Raw genomic sequence first — 19340 nt, 5'->3', positions numbered from 1 at the left:
GGCGACTACATCGGCCGGAGTTCCTTGAGGCCTCCCATGTAGGGCACCAACGCCTCGGGGATGACGACGCTTCCGTCCTCGCGCTGGTAGTTCTCGAGGATGGCGATGCTCGTCCGCCCCACGGCCAGGCCGCTTCCGTTGAGCGTGTGGACGAGCTGGGGCTTGTCCCCCTTCTGGGCGCGGTAGCGGATCTTCGCGCGGCGCGCCTGGAAGTCGCCGCAGTCCGAGCAGGAGGAGATCTCCCGGTACGCTCCCTGGCCGGGCAGCCAGACCTCGATGTCGTAGGTCTTCCGGGAGCCGAAGCCCATGTCTCCGGTGCACAGCAGCATCACCCGGTGGTGCAGCCCCAGGCGCCGGAGGATGTCGCAGGCGTCGTCCGTCATCTTCTCCAGCTCGTCCAGGCTGGACTCCGGAGTGGCGAACTTCACCAGCTCCACCTTGTGGAACTGGTGCTGGCGGATGAGGCCGCGGGTGTCACGGCCCGCCGAGCCGGCCTCGGCCCGGAAGCATGGGCTGAAGGCGCAGTAGCGCCGCGGCAGCGTCTCTCCCTCGAGAATCTCGTCCGAGTGGTAGTTGGTGACGGGCACCTCGGCGGTGGGGATGAGGAAGCGCTCGAACTCACCCGCCGTCTTGAAGGCGTCCTCCTCGAACTTGGGCAGCTGGCCGGTGCCCATCATCGCCTCGCGGAGCACCAGGTAGGGAGGCAGCAGCTCGACGTACCCCTTCTGGGTGTGCACGTCGATCATGAAGGTCACCAGGGCGCGCTCCAGCCGGGCGAGCGCTCCCTTGTAGAAGGTGAAGCGCGAGCCGGACACCTTGGCGGCGCGCTCGAAGTCCAGCATCCCCAGCTTCTCGCCCAGCTCGAAGTGCTGCTTGGGGGTGAAGGGCAGGTTGGGCTTCTCGCCCCAGCTGCGCACCTGGACGTTCTCGTCGGCGCTGGCGCCCACGGGCACGGACTCGTGGGGGATGTTGGGGATGAGGAGCAGGATGCGGCTGAGCTCCTCCTCCACTTCCTTGAGGCGCGCCTCCTTCTCCTTGATGGTCTGGGAGACGGTGCGCATCTCCCCGCGCAACGCCTCGAGCGCGGCCGGGTCCTCCTTGGCCTTGCGCTTCATCTCCTCGTTGGCCGTGTTGCGGCGCGCGGAGAGTGACTCCATGGCCACGTAGAGATCGCGCCGTTCCGACACGAGGCTCTTGAAGGGGCCGAGATCCAGGCTGCCGCCCCGGGACTGAAGCCGGGCGACCACCGCATCGAAGTTCTGCGCGACGTACTTGATATCCAACATGGCGGGGCGGGTTCTAGTCACCCCGCGAGGGCCCGGCAAGGCTGGAAGCACCCGGGCGCCCGGAAACGGACGCCCGGGTGGGGGCAGGTGCCTACTCGAGGAAGCTGATCTCGTCCTCGATTTCCTTGCGGTTCTCGGCCTCGGGCTTGCGCGTCAGGTACTCCTGGAAGGCCTTGAGGGCATCCTTCTTCTTGCCCTTCTCCTTGTAGGCGTAGCCGAGGTCATGCCAGGTGTCGGCGTTGTCCGGCGTGGCGGTGGTGGCCTTCACGAACCACTCGATGGCCTTGGTGTACTGGTTCTGCTCGCTCCAGGCGCGGCCCAGCTTGTAGTAGACGGCGGTGAGGCTCGGGTTCGCCTTGAGGGCCTGCTCGTAGGCGCGGGCGGCCTCCCGCCAGCGCGTGGCGCTGAAGTGCGCGTCACCGATGAGGGCGGAGGCATGGCTGCGCTTGGGATCCGCCTTGAGCGTCGCCTGGAAGGCGGCGATGGCCTGATCGAACTCGTTGCGCTCCAGGTAGGCCCTGCCCAGGGCTTCGTGGGCGTCGGCCATCTTCGGCTCGAGCTTCACGGCCTCCTTCCACTGCTCGATGGCCTCCGGCAGCTGCCTGGCGTCCCGGTAGATGACACCGAAGGCGTAGTGATAGCCGGCGTTGGTGGGGGCTCGCTCCACGGCCGTCTTCATGTTGTCGATGGCCTCGGCGTAGGCGTCGTCCCCGCCCTTGCCAGGGGGCGTCTTGCCCGGATTCACCTTCTGCTGGGCCGCCTTCACCTGGGCCATGTAGAAGTTGGCCTCGGCGTTGGAGGGCTCGCTCTTGAGCGCCAGCATCAGGTTGACCTCGGCCTCCTTGAGGCTGTTGATGGCCCGGGCCGGGTTCTTGTCCTCCGTGGCGGCATTGGCCTTGTCGAAGAAGACGGCGCCCAGGGCGATGGAGATGCCCGCCGAGCGTGGCTCCTCCTGCTTGGCCTGCTGCAGCTCGGTGATGGCCTCGTCCAGCTTGCCCTGACGCCACAGCACGATGCCCCGGTGCAGGCGAGCGCCCTTGAGCGTGTAGGGATCCAGCTCCAGCGCGGTGTCGGCCTGCTTCTGCGCGGTCTCCAGATCTCCGGCGCGCAGCGCCAGCTGGGACAACCCGAAGTGGGCGGCGGCGAGGTTGGCATCCAACGCGACGGCGCGCTCGAACGCCTCGCGGGCCCGGGCATCGTCGTTCTCGGCGAGCGCCAGCTCACCCAGCCCCACGTGGACCAGGGCGTTGTCGGGCGCCTTGACGGCGACCGCCTCGAGCTGCTCCCGGGCCTGATCCGTACGGCGCAGGCGCAGGTGGAAGCGGCCGAGGGCGACGCGGGCCTCGGTGAACTCGGCGTCGGCCTTGAGGGCGCGGGTGTAGTGCTCCTCGGCGGAGATGTTGCTGTCGCGCAACTCGTCGACGCGGCCGTGGAGATACTCGATGCGGGCGTTGTTGGGGAAGGCCTTGACGGCCTCCTGAACGACCCGCTGCGCGTCATCCAGCTTGCCGAGCGTCATCAGGGAGGTGATGTAGCCCTCCGTGGCCTCTCCGTTCTTCGGCTCGGCCTTGGCCACCGCCTCGTAGAGGGGCAGGGCGTCCTTGAACTGGCGCTGGGCGTACAGCACACGCGCCAGGTAGCTCTTGACGAGCAGGGAGCTGTCCTTGTCCATCGCGGCCCGGAGCTCCTGCTCGGCCTCCGGGAGCCTGGCGAGCTGGAAGAGGGCAACGCCCTTGAGGGTGCGAGCGCGGGAGAGCTCCGCCGGCCCCAGCTGCGACTGCTGCTTCTCGTCGAGCGCGCGCTCGGCGGCCTCGAGGCCCTTCTGCGCGTCCTTGCGCAGCATCAGCTCCACGGAGGCCAGCTCCACGGCGGAGACGATGTGGGTGGCGTCCGCCTTGAGCGCGGCCTCGTAGGCCTTGGCGGCCTCGTCCGCCTTGCCGCCGGCCTGGTAGAGGTCGCCCAGGGCATGGTGCGCCTTGGCCAGATCGGATTTCTTCTGCAGCACCCGGTTGAGCGTGTCGATGGCCTTCGCGCTGTCCTTCTTGGCGGCCTGGGCCTCGGCGAGCAGGAGGGCCAGCTCGATGTCCCCCTTGTTGGACTCGCGGCTCCAGGCGTCCTGCAGCAGTTGGAGGGCCTTGCCCGCATCGCGCGAGGCGAGGGCGTTGCCGGCGAGGTACTTGGTGTACTCGACGTTCTTCTCACCCAGCAGCTCCAGGCTCGCCATCTCCGCCTCGGAGCGGCAGCGGCCCAGGTCGGCGCCGTTGGCGGCCGAGTAGCGGCGCTGGAGGTAGAAGACGGCCTGGCACCAGATGGCCCGTACCTCGGGGTACTCGTTGCCGGCCAGCACCTTGCTGGTCAGCGTGTGGGCCTGCTTGTAGCCCTGGAAGGAGTCCTGGAGCAGCGCCTTGCGCGCGGCCTCCACGTCCGCGTAGGCCTGGGAGCCGGGCTTGACCTGGGCGGGGAAGAACTTCTTCATCCCGAAGGCGCCATAGCGCGTGGCGCTGAAGCTGAAGCCCACGCCGAGCACCGCCAACGCCGACGCGGCGGCGATGACCACCGGCAGGCGCTTCTTGACGTGGCCGAGGAAGATCTCCATGCGCGAGGTGCTGTCCACCACGGAGACCTGGGCCATGCGGCCGCCATAGAGCTGGTTCAACCGCTCCATGTTGGCGGCGGTGGCGGCGGGCTGGCCGGCCTTGGAGCCGGACTCGGCGGGAATCGGGGGCGCCGCGGCGGGGACCGCGGGCGTGCCCGGCCCCTCCATCAGCTTCTGGATGGCCGAGGCGAAGATGGACACCGTTCCGATGGGCGCCCACGAGTCACCATCGGTGGAGACGTCCTCGTTGCCCAGGAGCTGGCCGTCCTCGAGCATCTTGACGACGACACCCTCCTCGAACGGGCCGAAGACCTTGCCCGAGCGGCGACGCACGTGGAAGCGGCGCACGTTGGCCTTGGGCTTGTTGCCTCCGTTGTCCTTGGCCGCGTCGTCGATGAAGCTCAACATCTCCAGGCCGTCGGCCGTGCCCGCGGCGGGCGGGGGCGGCAGCGGCGCGGAGAGGTCCGCCTCGAGGTCATCGCCCCCAGGCTGCGCGGGCGCGGAGGGATCGAACTCGAGTGCGTCGGGGATGGAGGGCGCGGGGGTCCCGAAGTCCACGTCGTCGAAGCCCCCGATGGAGGCAGGCGCCATGGGCGCGGCCGGTGGAGGCTCCGAGAAGTCGATGCCAACGTCCACCGTGGCAGGCGCGGCCGCCACGGGAGGCAGGGCGAACGGATCATCCGCCTCGGGAGCGGCGGCGAACGGATCCTCGGCCGGCGCGGGAGGCAGTCCGAACGGATCCTCGGCCGGCGCGGGAGGCAGGGCGAACGGATCCTCGGCCCCAGGAGCGGCGGCGTACGGATCCTCGGCCGGCGCGGGAGGCAGTCCGAACGGATCATCGGCCCCAGGAGCGGCGGCGTACGGATCCTCGGCCGGCGCGGGAGGCAGTCCGAACGGATCCACCTCGGACGTGTTCGGCTGATACGAGCCGAACGCGGCATCTCCCCCGAAGTCGGAGGCGGAGGCGTACGGGTTGCCGGCGGGCGGAGGTGGCAGGGCGATGGCGCCCGCCTGGGGCTCGGCGGCGTACGGGTACGGCTCCTCGGCGCCAGGAGGAGGCGGCGGCAGGGCGATGGCGCCCGCCTGGGACTCGGCGGCGTACGGGTCCTCCGCGTACGGGTTGCCAGCGGGCGGAGGTTGCGTGGCGGCGTACGGGTCCCCACCGCCGTAGTCGAAGTCACCCGCGGTGCCCATGTAGCCATCGGAGGTCCCGCCACTCTGTGGGTACGCGCTGCCCGCGTACGGGTCGCTGGCGCCGGGCAGTGGAATGGCCTCGCCGAGATCCGCCGAGGGCGCGGCGGCGCCGGGCAGCGGGATGGCCGCAGGGGCGGGAGGGGCCACGTTGTCGCGGTAGGCCGCCGTCGGCAGGGGCATGGAGACGACGCGCGTGGTCTCCGCCTCCGGGGGCCGCTGGAAATCATCGTAGGCCGCGTAGGGGTCCGCCCTGGGCACGGCGGTTCCGGGCAGCGGGATGGCGGCGGACTGGGGCGCGGCGGTGCCCGGCAGGGGCACGGCGGCGGGGGTGCTCACCGTCTCGGCGGGCCGGATGGGGAAGGTGTTCTGGCACCGGGCGCACTTGAGCTTCGCGCCGCCCGGGGGGATCCGCTTGTCATCGATGTTGTAGTTCGTCTGGCAAGACGGGCAGGAGACTTTCATGGGTTTCCTTCAGCGGGGGCCATCGGACGCGAGCGGCCGCACTGACCCGCGGCGGGCGCAGGTTATCAGAGGCATTTTCCAGGCGGCAAAGAACGCGACGTCCCGAGTCGACACATCCCCGGCGGCAGGGCAGGCGGGCGGGGGACCGGCTCCCGGCTCATGGCGGTCACGCTCCTGTTGCCCGTCGTAGCGGCGAAGGTGGTAGACCCGGGGCTCCATGGAACCCATCGTCATTCTGGGCGCGGGCCTCGCCGGGCTCTCGGCCGCTCACTTCCTGCAGCGTCCCTGGCGCCTCATCGAGAAGTCCGAGCGGGTGGGTGGCCTCATCAAGACCGAGGCCATCGACGGGTGCTACTTCGACCCCACCGGCCACTGGCTCCACCTCAGGGACCCGGAGATCCAGGAACTGGTGGACACCCGCTGGCTGCCGGGCCAGATGGTGTCCATCCAGCGCAAGGCGGGCATCTACTCGCGGGGCGTCTTCACGCGCTTCCCCTACCAGGTCAACACGCACGGCCTGCCGCCCGAGGTGGTGGCGGAGAACCTCCTGGGTTACGTGGAGGCCGTCTACGGGGAGAAGGGCCGGGAGCTGCGTGAGCGCGAGCCGCGCAACTTCACCGAGTTCATCCTGCGCTACATGGGGGAGGGGTTCGCGAAGAACTTCATGATCCCCTACAACAAGAAGCTGTGGACGGTGGACCCGTCCGAGCTGTCCGCCGCCTGGGTGGGTCGCTTCGTGCCCCGGCCCACGTTGAAGGAGGTGGTGGACGGGGCGTTGGGCGTGGGCAGTGACGCGCTGGGCTACAACGCCTCCTTCCGCTATCCGCGCGAGGGCGGCATCGAGAGCCTCGCCCGCGCCATGCTGGCCCACCTGCGAGGTGGGGAGCTGAGCGTCAACACCGAGCCCACCGCCATCGACTGGAAGGCCCGGCGGGTGACGCTGTCCGACGGGCGCACGCTCGGCTACTCACAGCTCGTCTCCTCCATCTCGTTGCCCGGGCTGGTGCGGCTTCTGGCGAAGGGGGCCTCGGGCGTGCCCGATGAGGTGCTGGCCGCCGCCGGACGTCTGCGCGCCACCACGGTGACGTACGTGTGCGTGGCCGCCCGCGGGAAGAACCGGCAGCCGTGGCATTGGATCTACCTGCCCGAGCCCGAGTTCAAGACGTACCGCATCGGCTCGCCCTCGGCGGTGTACGCGCCGCTGGCCCCTCCGGACACCGCCACCTTCTACGTGGAGTACAGCCACCACGGCGAGCTCTCCATGGCCCAGGCCGAGACGTACGCGGTGGAGGATCTGGTGCGCTCGCACATGGTGCACTCGGCGGACGACATCCTCTTCGCCCATGCACGGGAAATCCCCCACGCCTACGTCCTCTACGATGAGGCGTACGGGCCCGCGAAGACGGAGATCCTCCGCTTCCTGGAGCACGCGGGCATCCTCACCGCGGGACGATACGGGCAGTGGGAGTACTCCTCCATGGAGGACGCCATCCTCGCCGGGCGGGCCTGCGCGCGCAGGTTGAACGGTTGATGGATTGACCGTCGACGGGGCCCTTGGGGGCGTGCTACGTCGCACGTCCGTCCATGGCCCCGTATCTCTCCATCGTCATCCCCGTCTACAACGAGGCCTCCATCGTCGTCTCCGCCGCGGCGGAGCTCACCCAGGGGTTGGATGCTCGCGGGTGGGACTACGAGGTCATCTTCGCGGAGAACGGCTCGCGCGACGCCACGCCGCGAATCCTCGAGGAGATGTGCGCGAAGAACCCGCGCCTGCGCTGGTTCCACTCGGAGCGGCCCAACTATGGCGTGGCGCTCAAGGCCGGCATCGAGAAGGCCCGGGGCACCTACGTCTTCTGCGATGAGATCGACCTGTGCGACCTGACCTTCTATGACACCGCGCTGCCGGTGCTCGAGAAGGGCGGGGCGGACATGGTGGTGGGCTCGAAGGCGGCCAAGGGCGCAAGTGATCAGCGGCCGCTCGTGCGGCGCGTGGCCACGCGGGTGCACAACAAGCTCTTGCGCGTGACGTTGGGCTTCCAGGGCACGGACACGCACGGGCTGAAGGCCTTCCGGCGCGAGGCGCTGCTCCCCGTGGTGGCCCGGTGCGTGGTGGACATGGACGTGTTCGCCAGCGAGTTCGTCATCCGCGCCTGGCGCGAGGGGCTGCGGGTGGTGGAGATCCCCATCAAGCTCCACGAGAAGCGCCAGCCGTCCATCCACCTCTTCAAGCGCGTGCCCAACGTGCTGAAGAACGTGGGCAAGCTGTTCTACGTCATCCGCATCCGCGGCACCTGAGGAGGCGAGGGTGGCGCGGCGGCTCGCATCCATCTCCGTCGATCTCGACTCGCTGCCCCACTACTGCCGCATCCACGGGCTGCCCGAGTCGCTGCTGGACGCTCGGGCGCGAGGGCTCGTCTACACCACGGCGGTGCCCCGGTTCAGGGACCTGCTGGCGTCGGTGGGTGTGCCGGGGACGTTCTTCGCCATTGGCGAGGACGTGGCGGCGGACGCGGGGGCGGCTCGAATGCTGCGCGCCTCGCACGAGGCGGGCGTGGAGGTGGCCAGCCACAGCTTCTCGCACGACTACGCATTGACCCGGCGCCCGCTCGAGAGCATCCGCGAGGACCTGCGGCGCGCGGACGAGGTGCTCGAGGCGGCCACGGGCGTGCGTCCGGTGGGCTTCCGCGCGCCGGGTTACACGCTCAACGCGGCCCTGTACGCTGCGACGGTGGAGCGCGGCTACCGCTACGGCTCGTCCACGTTCCCCGCGGCCCCGTACTACACGGCGAAGGCGGCGGTGATGGGGGCGCTGGCGTTGCTGGGACGTCCCTCGCGGGCGGTGCTGGACTCGCCCCGGGTGTTGCTCGCGCCTCGCACGCCCTACCGGCCCGAGCCGGACCGGCCCTACTCGCGGGGCAGGGGGGCCGTGTTGGAGCTGCCCATGACGGTGACGCCCGGAGTGCGCTTCCCGTTCATCGGCACCTTCGCCACCACGCTGCCGATGCCGGCCGTCCGGGCCTTGTACCGGGCCTGCCTCGGCGAGCCGTTCTTCAACTTCGAGCTGCACGCGGTGGACGTGCTGGGCGCGGAGGACGGAATTCCCCCCGAGCTGGTGCGCCAGCAGCGAGACTTGCGAGTCCCCGTCGCGCACAAGCTGGAGCGTTTGAGGACCCTCTTCGGCTGGCTGAAGTCCGACTACGACGTGGTGACACTGCGCGACGCGGCGTCCCACCTCGCCGTCACCGTGTAGCCCTTCCGGCCCTCAGGGGATGGGCCCCAGGGCGGTCCTGGCGTTCCTGTCCGGGGTGCCCGCGGCTCGTGCCTTCTCCAACACGGGCCGCACCTCGGGGAGCAGATCCGCCGGGGCGAGCTCCAGGGCCTTCTCCAGTCGAGACACGGCCTCGGCGGGTTGGCCCCGGGCCAGCAGGAGCTCCCCCATTCCCAGCAGCCCCTCGGCGTAACCCCGGGGCGAGGGCCTCGACTCCTTCTCCCAGAGCGCCAGTGCCCGCTCCAGCGCGCGTCCGGCCTCGTCCCAGCTCCCGAGTCGCACCAGCGTCCGGCCCAGGCTGTCGAGCGACTCCGCCACCAAGGGGTGCTCGGGTCCCAGCGCCTTCTCGCGCAGGGCCAGCGCCCGCTCGAGCCGGGCCCGTGCCTCCTCGTACTTCTTCATGTCCCGGTTCACGTTGCCCAGCCCATTGAGCGAGACGGCGATGTCGGGGTGCTCGGGTCCCAGTGCCTTCCGCTGGATGGCCAGGGCGCGCAGGTACCGTGACCGGGCCTCCTCGTGCTTCCCCTGGGCTCGGAGCACCTGGCCCAGCTCGTTGAGCGTGCTGGCCACATCCGGGTGCTCGGGGCCCAGCACCTTCTCGCGCAGGGACAGCGCTCGCTCGAGCCGTGCCCGCGCCTCCGGATACCGGCCCAACCCCCGGAGCGCACTGCCCAGGTTGTTGAGGGTGCTGGCGATGTCGGGGTGCTCCGGCTCCAGGAGCTTCTCCCGGATGGCCAGCGCCTGCTCGTACAACGTCACCGCCTCCTCGTACCGGCCCAGTGGGTCCAGCGCCGTTCCCAGGTTCGTGAGCGAGCTGGCGACGTCGGGATGCTCCAGCCCCAGCACCTTCTTGCGGATGGCCAGCGCGTGCTCGAACCAGTCCCGGGCCTCGTCGTACCTGCCCATCGCGCCCAGCGCGGTGCCCAGGTTGCTGTAGGAGAGGGCCACGAGCGGATGATCGGACCCCAGCGCCTTGCGCCGGATGAGCAGGGCGTTCTCGTACGAGGCCCGCGCCTCCTTGTACTTCCCCATCTCCCCGAGCACGGTGCCCAGGTTGTTGAGCGAGGCCGCCACCTTCGCGTGCTCGGGCCCGAGGGCCTTCTTGCGCAGCTCCAGCGAGCGCTCGTACCGGGTCCGGGCCTCCTCGTACCTGCCCATCTCCTGGAACACGATGGCCTCGGTGTTGAGGGCTTCCGCGCGGATCCGATCGTCATCCGCGACCTCCATGGCCGATTCCATCGCCAGCTGCAGGCCCGTCGTCTCCGCGTGGCGAGCCTGCCGCCACACCACCTGACGGAACAGCAGCACCCACGTCTCGGCGACCAGCGCCAGGTTCCTGCTCCGCGCCGCCACGGGGATGGCCTGCCGCGCCAGGGCCTCGGAGCCCGCGTAGTCCCCGGCCAGCTCCTTCAAGTACGAGACCTGGTACAGCGCCTGTGCCAGGAGGGGCTCGTAGCCCACCTTCTCCACCTGCCGCAGCAGCTCCTCGCTGGACGACAGCGCCTCGCGGTACCTCCCGGCCTCCCGCAGCGTGTCCAGCCGGTCCACCTTCTCCTGCAAGGTCGCCACCCTGGCTCGCACCGCCGCATCCTCGGGCGGCGGGACCGTTGCCGTCAGGGCCTTGGCATCCGCACAGGCGTCCAGGGAGGGCAGGGACTGCACCGCCTGCACGGCCTTCGACAGGTTGCCCGCATCGGGGCCCTGGGCGAATACCTCCGTCAGCGCGCGCAGCTGGCCGCGCCGCCGCTCCAGGCAGTACACCTGCAACACCAGCGGATCCTGCGGCGACAGCTCCTGCTCCTGGCCGACCTCGCACGCCTCGGTCCGCATCCGCACCCACGTCCCCGCGTAGCCGTCGAGCAGCGCGGACACGCGCGTGAAGGTGTCCCGCGCGTACGGCAGCCGGGTGTCCAGGAAGGCTTGCTTCATCCGTGCCTTCACCGTGTCGTCCCACGTGCCGGTGAGCCTGCGCTCCAGGTGCGCGCACGCCGACTCCTGCGCCCCGAGCGGGAACCAACTCCAGAGCGTCAGTGCCGTCAGTCCCGTCACCAGCGCCGTCACGGCCATCGCGCGTCGGCGGCTCCGGCGCCGCGCCTCGGGGTCGTCCGCCAGCGCCGCCACCAGCTTCTCCATGGAGGCGGGGCGCCGCGAGGGGTCCGCCCTCAATCCCTGGAGCAGCGTGTTCGCCACCCACGCGGGCACTTCCGTCTCCTCGGGAGGGGGCTTCACCCGGCCCTCGAGCTGGGCCTGGATGGACTCGGCCTGCGTGGCGCCCGAGAACGGGTGTTGCTGGTAGAGCGCCTCGTAGAGGGCCACGCAGAAGGCGAACAGATCGCTGCGCGCGTCGGCGGAGCCGGCCCGTAGCAGCTCGGGAGCCATGTAGCGGGGCGTGCCCAGCAGCGTGCCCTGCAACGTGAGGGGGCTGTCCAGGGCGCCCTGTGGCAGCTGCAACGGTGGAGTCGAGGGCGCGGCCAGGGGAGGGGAGGACTCCGCTCGCGCCAGGCCGAAGTCCGTCACCCGCACCCGCCCGTCGTTCCCCACCAGGACGTTCTCGGGCTTGAAGTCGCGGTGGACGAGGCCCGCTTCGTGCGCGGCCGCCAGCCCGCGTGCGGCGGCCAGGTACACCGTCAGGATCTCCCGCCAGGTGCGTGGGGCCTGCTCGCACCAGCGCCGCAGCGTCTGCCCCTCCACCATCTCCATGGCGATGAAGATGGAGCCGTCCTCGAGCGTGCCGACGTCATAGATGGCCACCACGTTGGGATGCGAGAGGCGGGCCATGGCCTGGGCCTCACGCAACATGCGCGCCTCGAGGTCATCCTGGGACTGGCCGGTGTCCCACTCCCGGCGGAGCAGCTTGAGCGCCACGCGCCGGTCCAGCCGCGAGTCGTAGGCGGCCACCACCTCGCCCATGCCTCCGCGGCCGAGCGGGTTGAGCACGGTGTAACGGCCCGCCAGGGTATTGCCGGGGGCCCTGGGCAGGGGCCCGGTCGCGCGGGGCGTGGAGGAGGTGGGCTCGCGGAAGGGCCGTGGCGCGAGGCTGCGGACCTGGGTGGCGGCGTTCCCCAACTGCTCGAGGTCCTCGCGGGTCTCCGGCGGCGGCGAGGAGAGGCTCCGGACGAGGGTGGGTTCCTCCTCCATGGCGCCGGTGCCCGACTCCTCCTTCGCCCGCGGCTCCATGTCCTTCATGTGCCTGCCTCCCCTGTTGGGTCCTGTCGCCGGGAGGACAGTCATACCTTGGAGGACCTGCGTCTCCAATCCGTCGAGAAGCTGCTGGAGAAGTTCCCTCCCGAGCCGGAGAAGTCGCGGCGGGGCGGGGGCCGGGTGTTCGACGTGTGACGCGGTCTCGTCTCACTGGCGCGCGTGGGCAGGTCGGGTATGTCCCAGGATCCGGTGGCGGCGCTGATCGACGGCTGGGCGCTGTTGGCCCAGCCTTCACGGACCGCTCCGGCGTGGGCCTGCTGGGGGCCACGGCCGCCGCCCTCCAGAACACGCAGGAACTGCTCGCGCGGATGGACCTGTACGCCGGCAGCCTGCCGCGTCAGATGAGATGGAGCGGGCGGTGGACGTGCTGGTGCGCATGGGCGCGGTGCGCACGAGCACCCGGGCGAACCCCACCATTGAAGCAGGAGGGAACTCTCAGTCGCCGATGAAGCCCCTCAGCGTCGCGATCCGCTGCTGGTGGGCCTGGATGACGGGCGAGGTCCTGCTGAGCAACAGGGCGAGGGCTGTGTCGTCGCGGTACTTCTCCAGACCCTGGTCGATGAGCTCCGCGCCCCGCTCCTGGTCCTCCTTCACCTGCTCCAGGAAGGCCTTGTCGAAGTCGCGGCCGCTCAGGCCCGCCAGCTCGTTGCGCTTCTCGAGGAACTGGTTCACCTGCTTGTCGAACTTCTTGTCGTACTTCTCCTCCCCCTGCTCCATCCCCTGCATGACGCCCTCGGCACCCGCACCGCCGATGGCCTGGTCCTGCGTGGACAGGTCCACGGCGGCCAGCGACATGGCCTTGGATTGGGCCAACGTCAGCAGGTCCTGCTGGCTGTTCTGGTGGTTCCGGATGAGATCCTGGGCGAAGGCCTTCACTTCGGGGTGACTGGACTTCATGAGGGCGAGGTGGCCCAGGGCGATCTGCTCCTGGTTCAACAGGGAGAGTTGGTCCGTATAACGGACCTTCTCCGCGAAGGCCTCGCCGATCCTCTCGCCCCGGCTGCGCGCCTGCTTCGCCTCGTCATGGGCACAGCCCGCGCCCATCCCCATGAGCGCCAGCAGCCCCGCGCCCCACAACAATCGCCGCATCCTCATGTCCGCAACCCCCTTGGCCAGATGAACGATGCAAAGCTGATGCGCGGCTCGGAGGCCCGCAAGCGCCGAGGGCGGGCGGCCCGGCGGGGGCCCGGTCCCCACCTGCCCGCTCCCTCCCCCCGCGCCCGGGGACGCACCCGGAACGGCCGCCAGTCGGCACTCGGGCCCCGTTTCCCTCCCGGTGCGGGTCACGATGATATAGACACGCCCCATGCTCGAGCAGCTCGGCGACAAGGTGAAGCAGGAGCTCCGGGAGTGGACGGAGCGCATGGTGGGGCCGGAGCGCAAGGAGCGCCTGCAGGCGCTCGCCCGTTCCGGCAACGAGTACGGGGTGGATCCGTTCGGCTTCAACCTCGACTACAGCCTGTCGGCGCTCGCCCCCTTCTTCTGGCTCTACCGCCACTACCACCGGGTGGAGACCTACGGCATCGAGAAGGTGCCCAAGGGGCGCGTCCTCCTCATCTCCAACCATTCCGGCCAGCTCCCCATGGACGGGGCGATGATCGGCGTGGCGCTGTTGTTGGAGGCGGATCCGCCGCGCGCCATCCGCAGCATGGTGGAGAAGTGGGTGCCCTCGCTGCCCTACGTCTCCACCTTCATGGCGCGGGTGGGGCAGATCGTCGGCACCCCGGAGAACTGCCGGCGCCTGCTGGAGGCGGACGAGGCCATCCTCGTCTTCCCCGAGGGCGTCCGCGGCCTGGGCAAGCTGTGGCCCCAGCGCTACCAGCTCCAGGACTTCGGCCTGGGCTTCATGCGCCTGGCCCTGGAGACGAACACCCCCATCGTCCCCATCGCCGTGGTGGGCGCCGAGGAGCAGGCCCCCGCGCTCATGGACGTGAAGCCCGTGGCGAAGCTGCTCGGCTTCCCCACCTTCCCCGTCACCGTCACCGGGCTGCCCCTGCCGCTGCCCACCAAGTACCGCATCTACTTCGGAGACCCGCTGCGCTTCACCGGCCGCCCGGACGACGAGGACTCCGAGCTGGACAAGAAGGTCCGCACCGTGAAGACCGCCATCCAGACCATGCTCAACCAGGGCCTCAAGGAGCGCCAGGGCGTCTTCTGGTGACGGGCCCGGCACGCGCGCCATGAATCAGGATCCTTCCAAGAGACCGGCCGTCGTCGTCACCGGCATCAGCGGCAACCTGGGCCGGACCCTCGCCAAGCTGCTGCACAAGCACGAGCGCATCATCGGCATCGACCGGCGCCCCTTCGTGGGCCGGCCGAAGGACGTCGAGATGCACCAGTTGGACCTGCGCAAGAAGAAGGCGGAGGACGTCTTCCGCAAGAACGACATCCGCGCGGTCATCCACATGGGCATCATGCACGACCCGCGCATGAGCGAGGAGGAGCACCACTCCTTCAACGTGGTGGGCACCACGCGCCTGCTCGAGTACTGCGCCAAGTACGGCGTGTCCAAGGTGGTGGTCCTCTCGTCCGCCAACGTCTACGGACCCAGCCCGGACAACTCCAACTTCCTCACCGAGGACGCTCCGCTCATGGCGGCCAGCCGCTTCTCGGGCGTGCGCGACCTCATCGAAGTGGACATGCTCGCGCACAGCTTCTTCTGGAAGCACCCCCACATCCAGACGGTCATCCTCCGGCCCGTCCACATCGTGGGCCCCACCATCAAGAACGCTCCCAGCAACTACCTGCGGCTGCGCCGCCCGTGGGTGCTGGCGGGGTTCGATCCCATGGTGCAGCTCATCCACGTGGAGGACGTGGCGCGCGCCATGGTCGAGGCCGCCCTGCGCCCCGAGCCCAAGGGCGTCTACAACGTGGTGGGCCCCGGTGAGGTGCCCCTGTCCGCCATCCACCGCGAGCTCGGCCACAGCCCCATCCCCGTGCCCCACCCCGTGGCCCGGCCGCTGCTCGGCGTCCTCTTCAAGTACCGGCTGGCCAACTTCCCCCCGCCCGAACTGGACCACATCCAGTTCCTCTGCAACGTCGACGGCTCGCGCTGGCAGAAGGACGTGGCCTGGAAGCCCCGCCACTCCATGCGGGAGACGATCCGCTCCGTCGTGGGCGAGTAGGAGCTTCCCCGGGCGCTCGTGTCAGGACCCCCGAACCCCGGGGCTCCGAGGGCGCTCTGACACGGCTGTCAGGGCCCCTGGCTTTTCCGACACACCGCTTCACGGGGGGGGCGCGTTCAACCCCTTGATTTCACGAGGCGGAGCTGGCGCCAGGAGACTGGCACCCGCCTTGCTCAATGGCCGGACATGGTTAGGGGGTTCCATGGGGGAGCCTCCGGCGCCCACCGTCTCGGCCGGCCCCGAGGCGGTGGGCGATTTTTTTGCCCGGCTTGCCTCAGGGCAGCACGCCGTCGAAGGGTCCCCCGAGCTGCCGCTCCAGGAGCCACGTCCCGTTGCGGAAGACGAACTCGGAGGTGACGGTGGCCTTCTGCTCGGATACCGAGGGCAGGCGCGTCCAGCGGATGATGCTGGTGACGATGGCCCGTTGGCCCTCCTCCGCCATCTCGACGTTCTCGATCTCGTAGTCGGTGATGTTCAGGTCCCGCTCGGCCTCGCTCTCCCGGAGGGCCTTCTCGAAATCCTGACGGCGCTCGGGGACGATGTGGCGGGTGGCGAACCGGAAGTCCTTCCAGCGCACACGCTGGTGGAAGGATTCCACCACGGGGCGAAGGCTCTCGATGTCAGTGGTCTTCTTCGTGTGGGCGCAGGCCCCACCAAGAGTGAGGGCGAGGAGCACAGCAAGCAGGCGATTCACCCGGAGGACGGTAGCACCCATCGCGGAGGGGGCGAAACGGGAGCAGTCCCGGTGCTATGGTCCGTGGCCGCATGGCCAAATCGTTGGTGGAGCGCTACGAGCAGCTCCTCGCCCAGGATCCTGCATCGTCGGTATTCGTAGAACTGGCCAAGGCCTTGATCGCCAAGGGCGAGCATGCCCGTGCCATTTCGGTGTGCGAGCAAGGCATTTCCCATCATCCCAACTCGGTCACGGGGCGGGTGCTGTGGGGCAAGGCCCTCATCCTCATGGGTCGCCCCGCGGAGGCGATGGCCCAGTTCGATCAAGCCATCGCGATCGACAAGGAAAACCCACACGCCTACAACCTCATCTCCGAGGTGCTGCTGCAGCGGGGCCTGTTCCGCTCGGCGCTGCCCATCCTGCGCAAGGCCCTGGCCCTGCAGCCCAACGATGGGCGCGTGCGCGGATGGATGGAGCAGGCCCAGGCCGCGCTCGCGGGTGGACCCGCTCCGGCCTTCGGTGAGCTGAACGCGCTCGAGCCCCAGGCCGAGGCCTCCGCGTCGGAAGCTCCTCCCGAGGCGCCCGCGGACGCGGCCCCTGCTTCCGAGGAGCCGGCTCCCGATGCCGAGACCGCCGAGACCCCGGTGGGGCAGGCTCCCCCCGAGGACTCCCAGCCGGTGCTGGCACTGGACACCGGAGAGATCGACGTGGGCGCGTCCCCGGAGGCGCCTCCGGCCGAGGCCTCCGAGGCGGCTCCTTCCGAGGCGGCTCCTTCCGAGGCGGCTCCTTCCGAGGATTCCGGGGAGGGCGTGTCCACCGAGGAGGTGCCGCTGCTCCTGTCGGCGGAGATTCCCATCACGTCGGACGTGGAGGTCTCCGCTCAGGGGGAGGCAGCCTCCGCGGACGAGGGAGGGCTGCTCGCGGATCTTCCTCCCCTGGAGGCGCCCGCCGCGCCCACGGCCGAGGCGCCGCCCGTGGCCGAGGAGCCTCCCACCGTCCTCTCGCCCGCTCACGCCGCGACGGGCTCCCGGCGCGGGTTGCTCGAGGAACTGCCCGAGGCGACCACGGAGAGCGTCGTCCGGGCGCCCGTGCCGGCCGCCGCTCCGGTGAGCCGACTTCCCGCCCAGGACGTGGCGGCCCTCACCGCGGCCTACGAGCGAGAGCTGCGCGAGAAGCTGCTTCCCAAGGGCTCGGATACCTTCTTCTCCGGCCGCACCCTGAAGGTGATGGGCGCGGTGGCCATCGTGGTGGTGCTGCTCGGCGTGCTCCTCGTGGTGCGGGCGAAGCAGGGCGGGCAGGCGCTCGTCGCGGCGCTGGATCGCGTCTCCCGGCAACTCGAGCAGGACACGGAGTCCTCCCGGAAGGAGTCGCTCGCGCTCCTTTCCCACGTGGTGGGGCTGGAGGATGACAACACCCGGGCCTGGGCCCTCTCGGCCTATGCCCATGCCCTGCGGTACGCGGACAATGCCTCCGCCGAGGAGCGCGCGCAGGCGCTCGCCGCGCTGGACCGCCCGGGTGTGCGCGCGGAGCACCCGGTGAGCGCCCTGCTCGTGGACGTGCTGGTGGCCGATGCGAAGGGTCGCGACGCGGCTCGCCGGGCCCTCGTGGGCGCGAAGGTGGAGGCCCCGGAAGCACAGGCGCTGGCTGGCGCCGTCCTGCTCGAGCAGGGCAGGACGAAGGAGGCCCTGGAGCGTCTCGAGCGGGCCCTGAAGGCGTCGCCGCGCAACGTGCGCGCCCTGGTGACGCTGGGTGGTTACTACCGGGACGCGGGTGATCCGGTGAACGCCCTGAAGATGTACACGGCCGCCACGAAGCTGGCCCCCGAGCACCCGGCGGCGCGGCTCGGCGTCGCGGAGAGCCGGCTGGTGCTCGGCCAGGAACTGGAGCAGTTGAAGCAGGCCCTCGCCGACGTGAAGGACCTGGCGGGGGACACGCTGCCGGTCGCCCTGCGCGAGCGCCAGCGCCTGGTGCAGGGCCGGTTGATGACGGCGCTCGGCCAGGCCCCCGACGCGCGGACGCTGCTCGCCGGGGGCACCGAGGGCGCGCTGGCCTATGAGGCCCACCTCGCGCTCGGAGAGGCGAACCGCGCGGCCGGGGACATGGCCGCCGCCCAGCGGGCCTTCGAGGCGGCCCTCAAGCTGAAGCCCGACAGCGAGGACGCGAAGGCGGGCCTGGGCCGGGTGCTGTTGGACCGCGATCGTGAGCGCGAGGTGCTCTCCCGCGTGGATGGCGAGAGCCGTCAGGTGTCGCTGGTGCGGGGCGCGGCGTACGCGAAGCTGGGTGATTGGAAGCGCGCCCGGGTGGAACTGGCCCGCACGAGCGTGGAGGACCGCTACCCCGCCGAGGCCATCATCTACCTGGCCCAGGCCGACATCGCCGAGGGCGAGCGCGACCGGGCGGTGGCCGCGCTGGAGAAGACGCTCGCGGCGACGAAGACGTCCAAGGCCGAGGTGCGCACGGCGCTGGGGCTGCTGCACTGGCAGGACAAGTCCCTGGACAAGGCGAGCTCCCTGCTGGAAGCCGCCGTGGCGGAGGATCCGCGGGACTTCGAGGCCCCGTGCGCGCTGGGCCGGCTCCTCATCTCCCGGGGTCTGCCGGACCTGGCGATGAAGCCGCTGACGCAGGCGGTGGAGCGCAACGGCTCGCATGGCGAGGCACGCGAGGCGCTCGGCCGGGCGCTGCTGGCGCTGGGCCGCACCAAGGAGGCCCTCAAGCAGTTCGAGGAGTGGCAGCTCGACAACCCGGGCGCCCCGTCCGCCCACAAGGGCTTCGCCCTGGCGCTCTTCCACGAGGGCCGGACGAAGGAGGCGGAGGCGGCCTCGGAGCGCGCGGTGAAGCTCATCCCCAATGATCCCGAGGCGCACCGGGTGCGCTCGGACATCCTCTTCGCCCTGGGCGATACCAAGGGGGGCTTCCGCGCCCTGGAGAGCGCCAACAAGCTGGACAGCAAGTCGCCGGAGACCTTCTGCGCCATCGCCTTCGCCTTCATGCGGCAGGGCCTGGTGGCCAACGCGGAGAAGGCCTTCGAGGCGGCGCGGCGCGAGGGACCGGACACTCCCTGCGGCCGGACGGGTGAGCACTGGGTGGAGGACTCGGGCGGCCGGGCCGCGGCGAAGGTGCTGCAGGGCATCGCCGAGAAGGCGCCCACCACGTGGGACAAGGCGTTCGCCCAGGCGGCCATGGCGCGGGTGCTGCTCGCCGCCGGGGCCACGAAGGATGCGCGCGAGGCGGCGGACGAGGCGGTGCGGTTGGCTCCCTTCTCCGGGCGCAACCACCTGGTGCTGGGACAGGTGGCGCTCAAGCAGCGCGACGAGGCCACGGCCCTGAAGGAACTCTCCCGCGCGGTGGAACTGGAGCCCGTGGACGGACTGGCCCGGCTGGCCCTGGCGGACGCGCTCGTGCGCAACCCCGCCGAGACGGCGAAGGCGGTGGAGGCGTACCAGTCCTTCCTGAAGCTGGCGGCGGCCTCTCCCGAGGCGGGCCGGGTGAAGAAGGCCCTGCCGGCGCTGCTACGCAAAGCGGGAGGCAGATGAGC

Annotated in this window: 11 protein-coding genes; 6 read left to right on the top strand and 5 right to left on the bottom strand. The window is 70.4% G+C overall.

The genetic code is table 11. The features are described 5' to 3' along the window. Positions 1-5: 5 nt before the first annotated feature. Both serS and JQX13_RS52790 read right to left on the bottom strand, forming a co-directional pair. Positions 6-1286 carry a serine--tRNA ligase gene (gene serS / locus JQX13_RS52795; protein ID WP_203406913.1) on the bottom strand — a complete coding sequence of 427 codons (1281 nt, stop codon included), beginning with the start codon at positions 1284-1286 and terminating at the stop codon, positions 6-8. A gap of 91 nt (positions 1287-1377) precedes the next feature. Then, positions 1378-5538 carry a tetratricopeptide repeat protein gene (locus tag JQX13_RS52790; RefSeq protein ID WP_203406912.1) on the bottom strand — a complete coding sequence of 1387 codons (4161 nt, stop codon included), beginning with the start codon at positions 5536-5538 and terminating at the stop codon, positions 1378-1380. Between the two features lie 217 nt (positions 5539-5755). Here JQX13_RS52790 and JQX13_RS52785 point away from each other — a divergent pair, with 217 nt between their 5' ends. From JQX13_RS52785 to JQX13_RS52775, 3 genes are read left to right on the top strand one after another with little or no spacing between them, the layout of a single operon-like run. Next, positions 5756-7069, top strand: a complete 1314-nt coding sequence (locus tag JQX13_RS52785) for a protoporphyrinogen/coproporphyrinogen oxidase (RefSeq protein ID WP_203406911.1) — start codon at positions 5756-5758, stop codon at positions 7067-7069. A gap of 53 nt (positions 7070-7122) precedes the next feature. Beyond that, the gene (locus JQX13_RS52780; protein ID WP_203406910.1) at positions 7123-7833 is read left to right on the top strand and encodes a glycosyltransferase family 2 protein; all 711 of its coding nucleotides are present in this window, start codon (positions 7123-7125) and stop codon (positions 7831-7833) included. Between the two features lie 10 nt (positions 7834-7843). Then, entirely contained in the window at positions 7844-8788 is a 945-nt protein-coding gene (locus tag JQX13_RS52775; RefSeq protein ID WP_203406909.1) for a polysaccharide deacetylase family protein, read from the top strand. A 12-nt stretch (positions 8789-8800) separates the two neighbouring features. Here JQX13_RS52775 and JQX13_RS52770 read toward each other — a convergent pair whose 3' ends face one another. After that, positions 8801-11992 carry a serine/threonine-protein kinase gene (locus JQX13_RS52770; RefSeq protein WP_203406908.1) on the bottom strand — a complete coding sequence of 1064 codons (3192 nt, stop codon included), beginning with the start codon at positions 11990-11992 and terminating at the stop codon, positions 8801-8803. A gap of 450 nt (positions 11993-12442) precedes the next feature. Further along, on the bottom strand, positions 12443-13102 hold the full coding sequence (locus JQX13_RS52765; RefSeq protein ID WP_203406907.1) for a DUF4142 domain-containing protein: 660 nt from the start codon (positions 13100-13102) through the stop codon (positions 12443-12445). Between the two features lie 211 nt (positions 13103-13313). On the opposite strand from JQX13_RS52765, the gene JQX13_RS52760 reads away from it, so the two are divergent. Both JQX13_RS52760 and JQX13_RS52755 read left to right on the top strand, forming a co-directional pair. Further along, complete coding sequence (locus tag JQX13_RS52760) at positions 13314-14168, top strand: lysophospholipid acyltransferase family protein (RefSeq protein ID WP_203406906.1); 855 nt, start codon at positions 13314-13316, stop codon at positions 14166-14168. A 19-nt stretch (positions 14169-14187) separates the two neighbouring features. Then, positions 14188-15132 (top strand): SDR family oxidoreductase, encoded by a 945-nt coding sequence (locus JQX13_RS52755; RefSeq protein WP_203406905.1) that lies wholly within the window; start codon positions 14188-14190, stop codon positions 15130-15132. A 274-nt stretch (positions 15133-15406) separates the two neighbouring features. On the opposite strand, the gene JQX13_RS52750 is transcribed toward JQX13_RS52755, so the two are convergent. After that, complete coding sequence (locus JQX13_RS52750) at positions 15407-15733, bottom strand: hypothetical protein (protein ID WP_239014407.1); 327 nt, start codon at positions 15731-15733, stop codon at positions 15407-15409. Between the two features lie 164 nt (positions 15734-15897). On the opposite strand from JQX13_RS52750, the gene JQX13_RS52745 reads away from it, so the two are divergent. After that, complete coding sequence (locus JQX13_RS52745; RefSeq protein ID WP_203406903.1) at positions 15898-19338, top strand: tetratricopeptide repeat protein; 3441 nt, start codon at positions 15898-15900, stop codon at positions 19336-19338. The last annotated feature ends 2 nt before the right edge of the window (positions 19339-19340 follow it).

It is taken from the genome of Archangium violaceum (assembly GCF_016859125.1).
Lineage (GTDB): Bacteria > Myxococcota > Myxococcia > Myxococcales > Myxococcaceae > Archangium > Archangium violaceum_A.
Note: the sequence above shows the minus strand (reverse complement) of the source record. Positions and strands in the feature narration are given on the sequence as shown.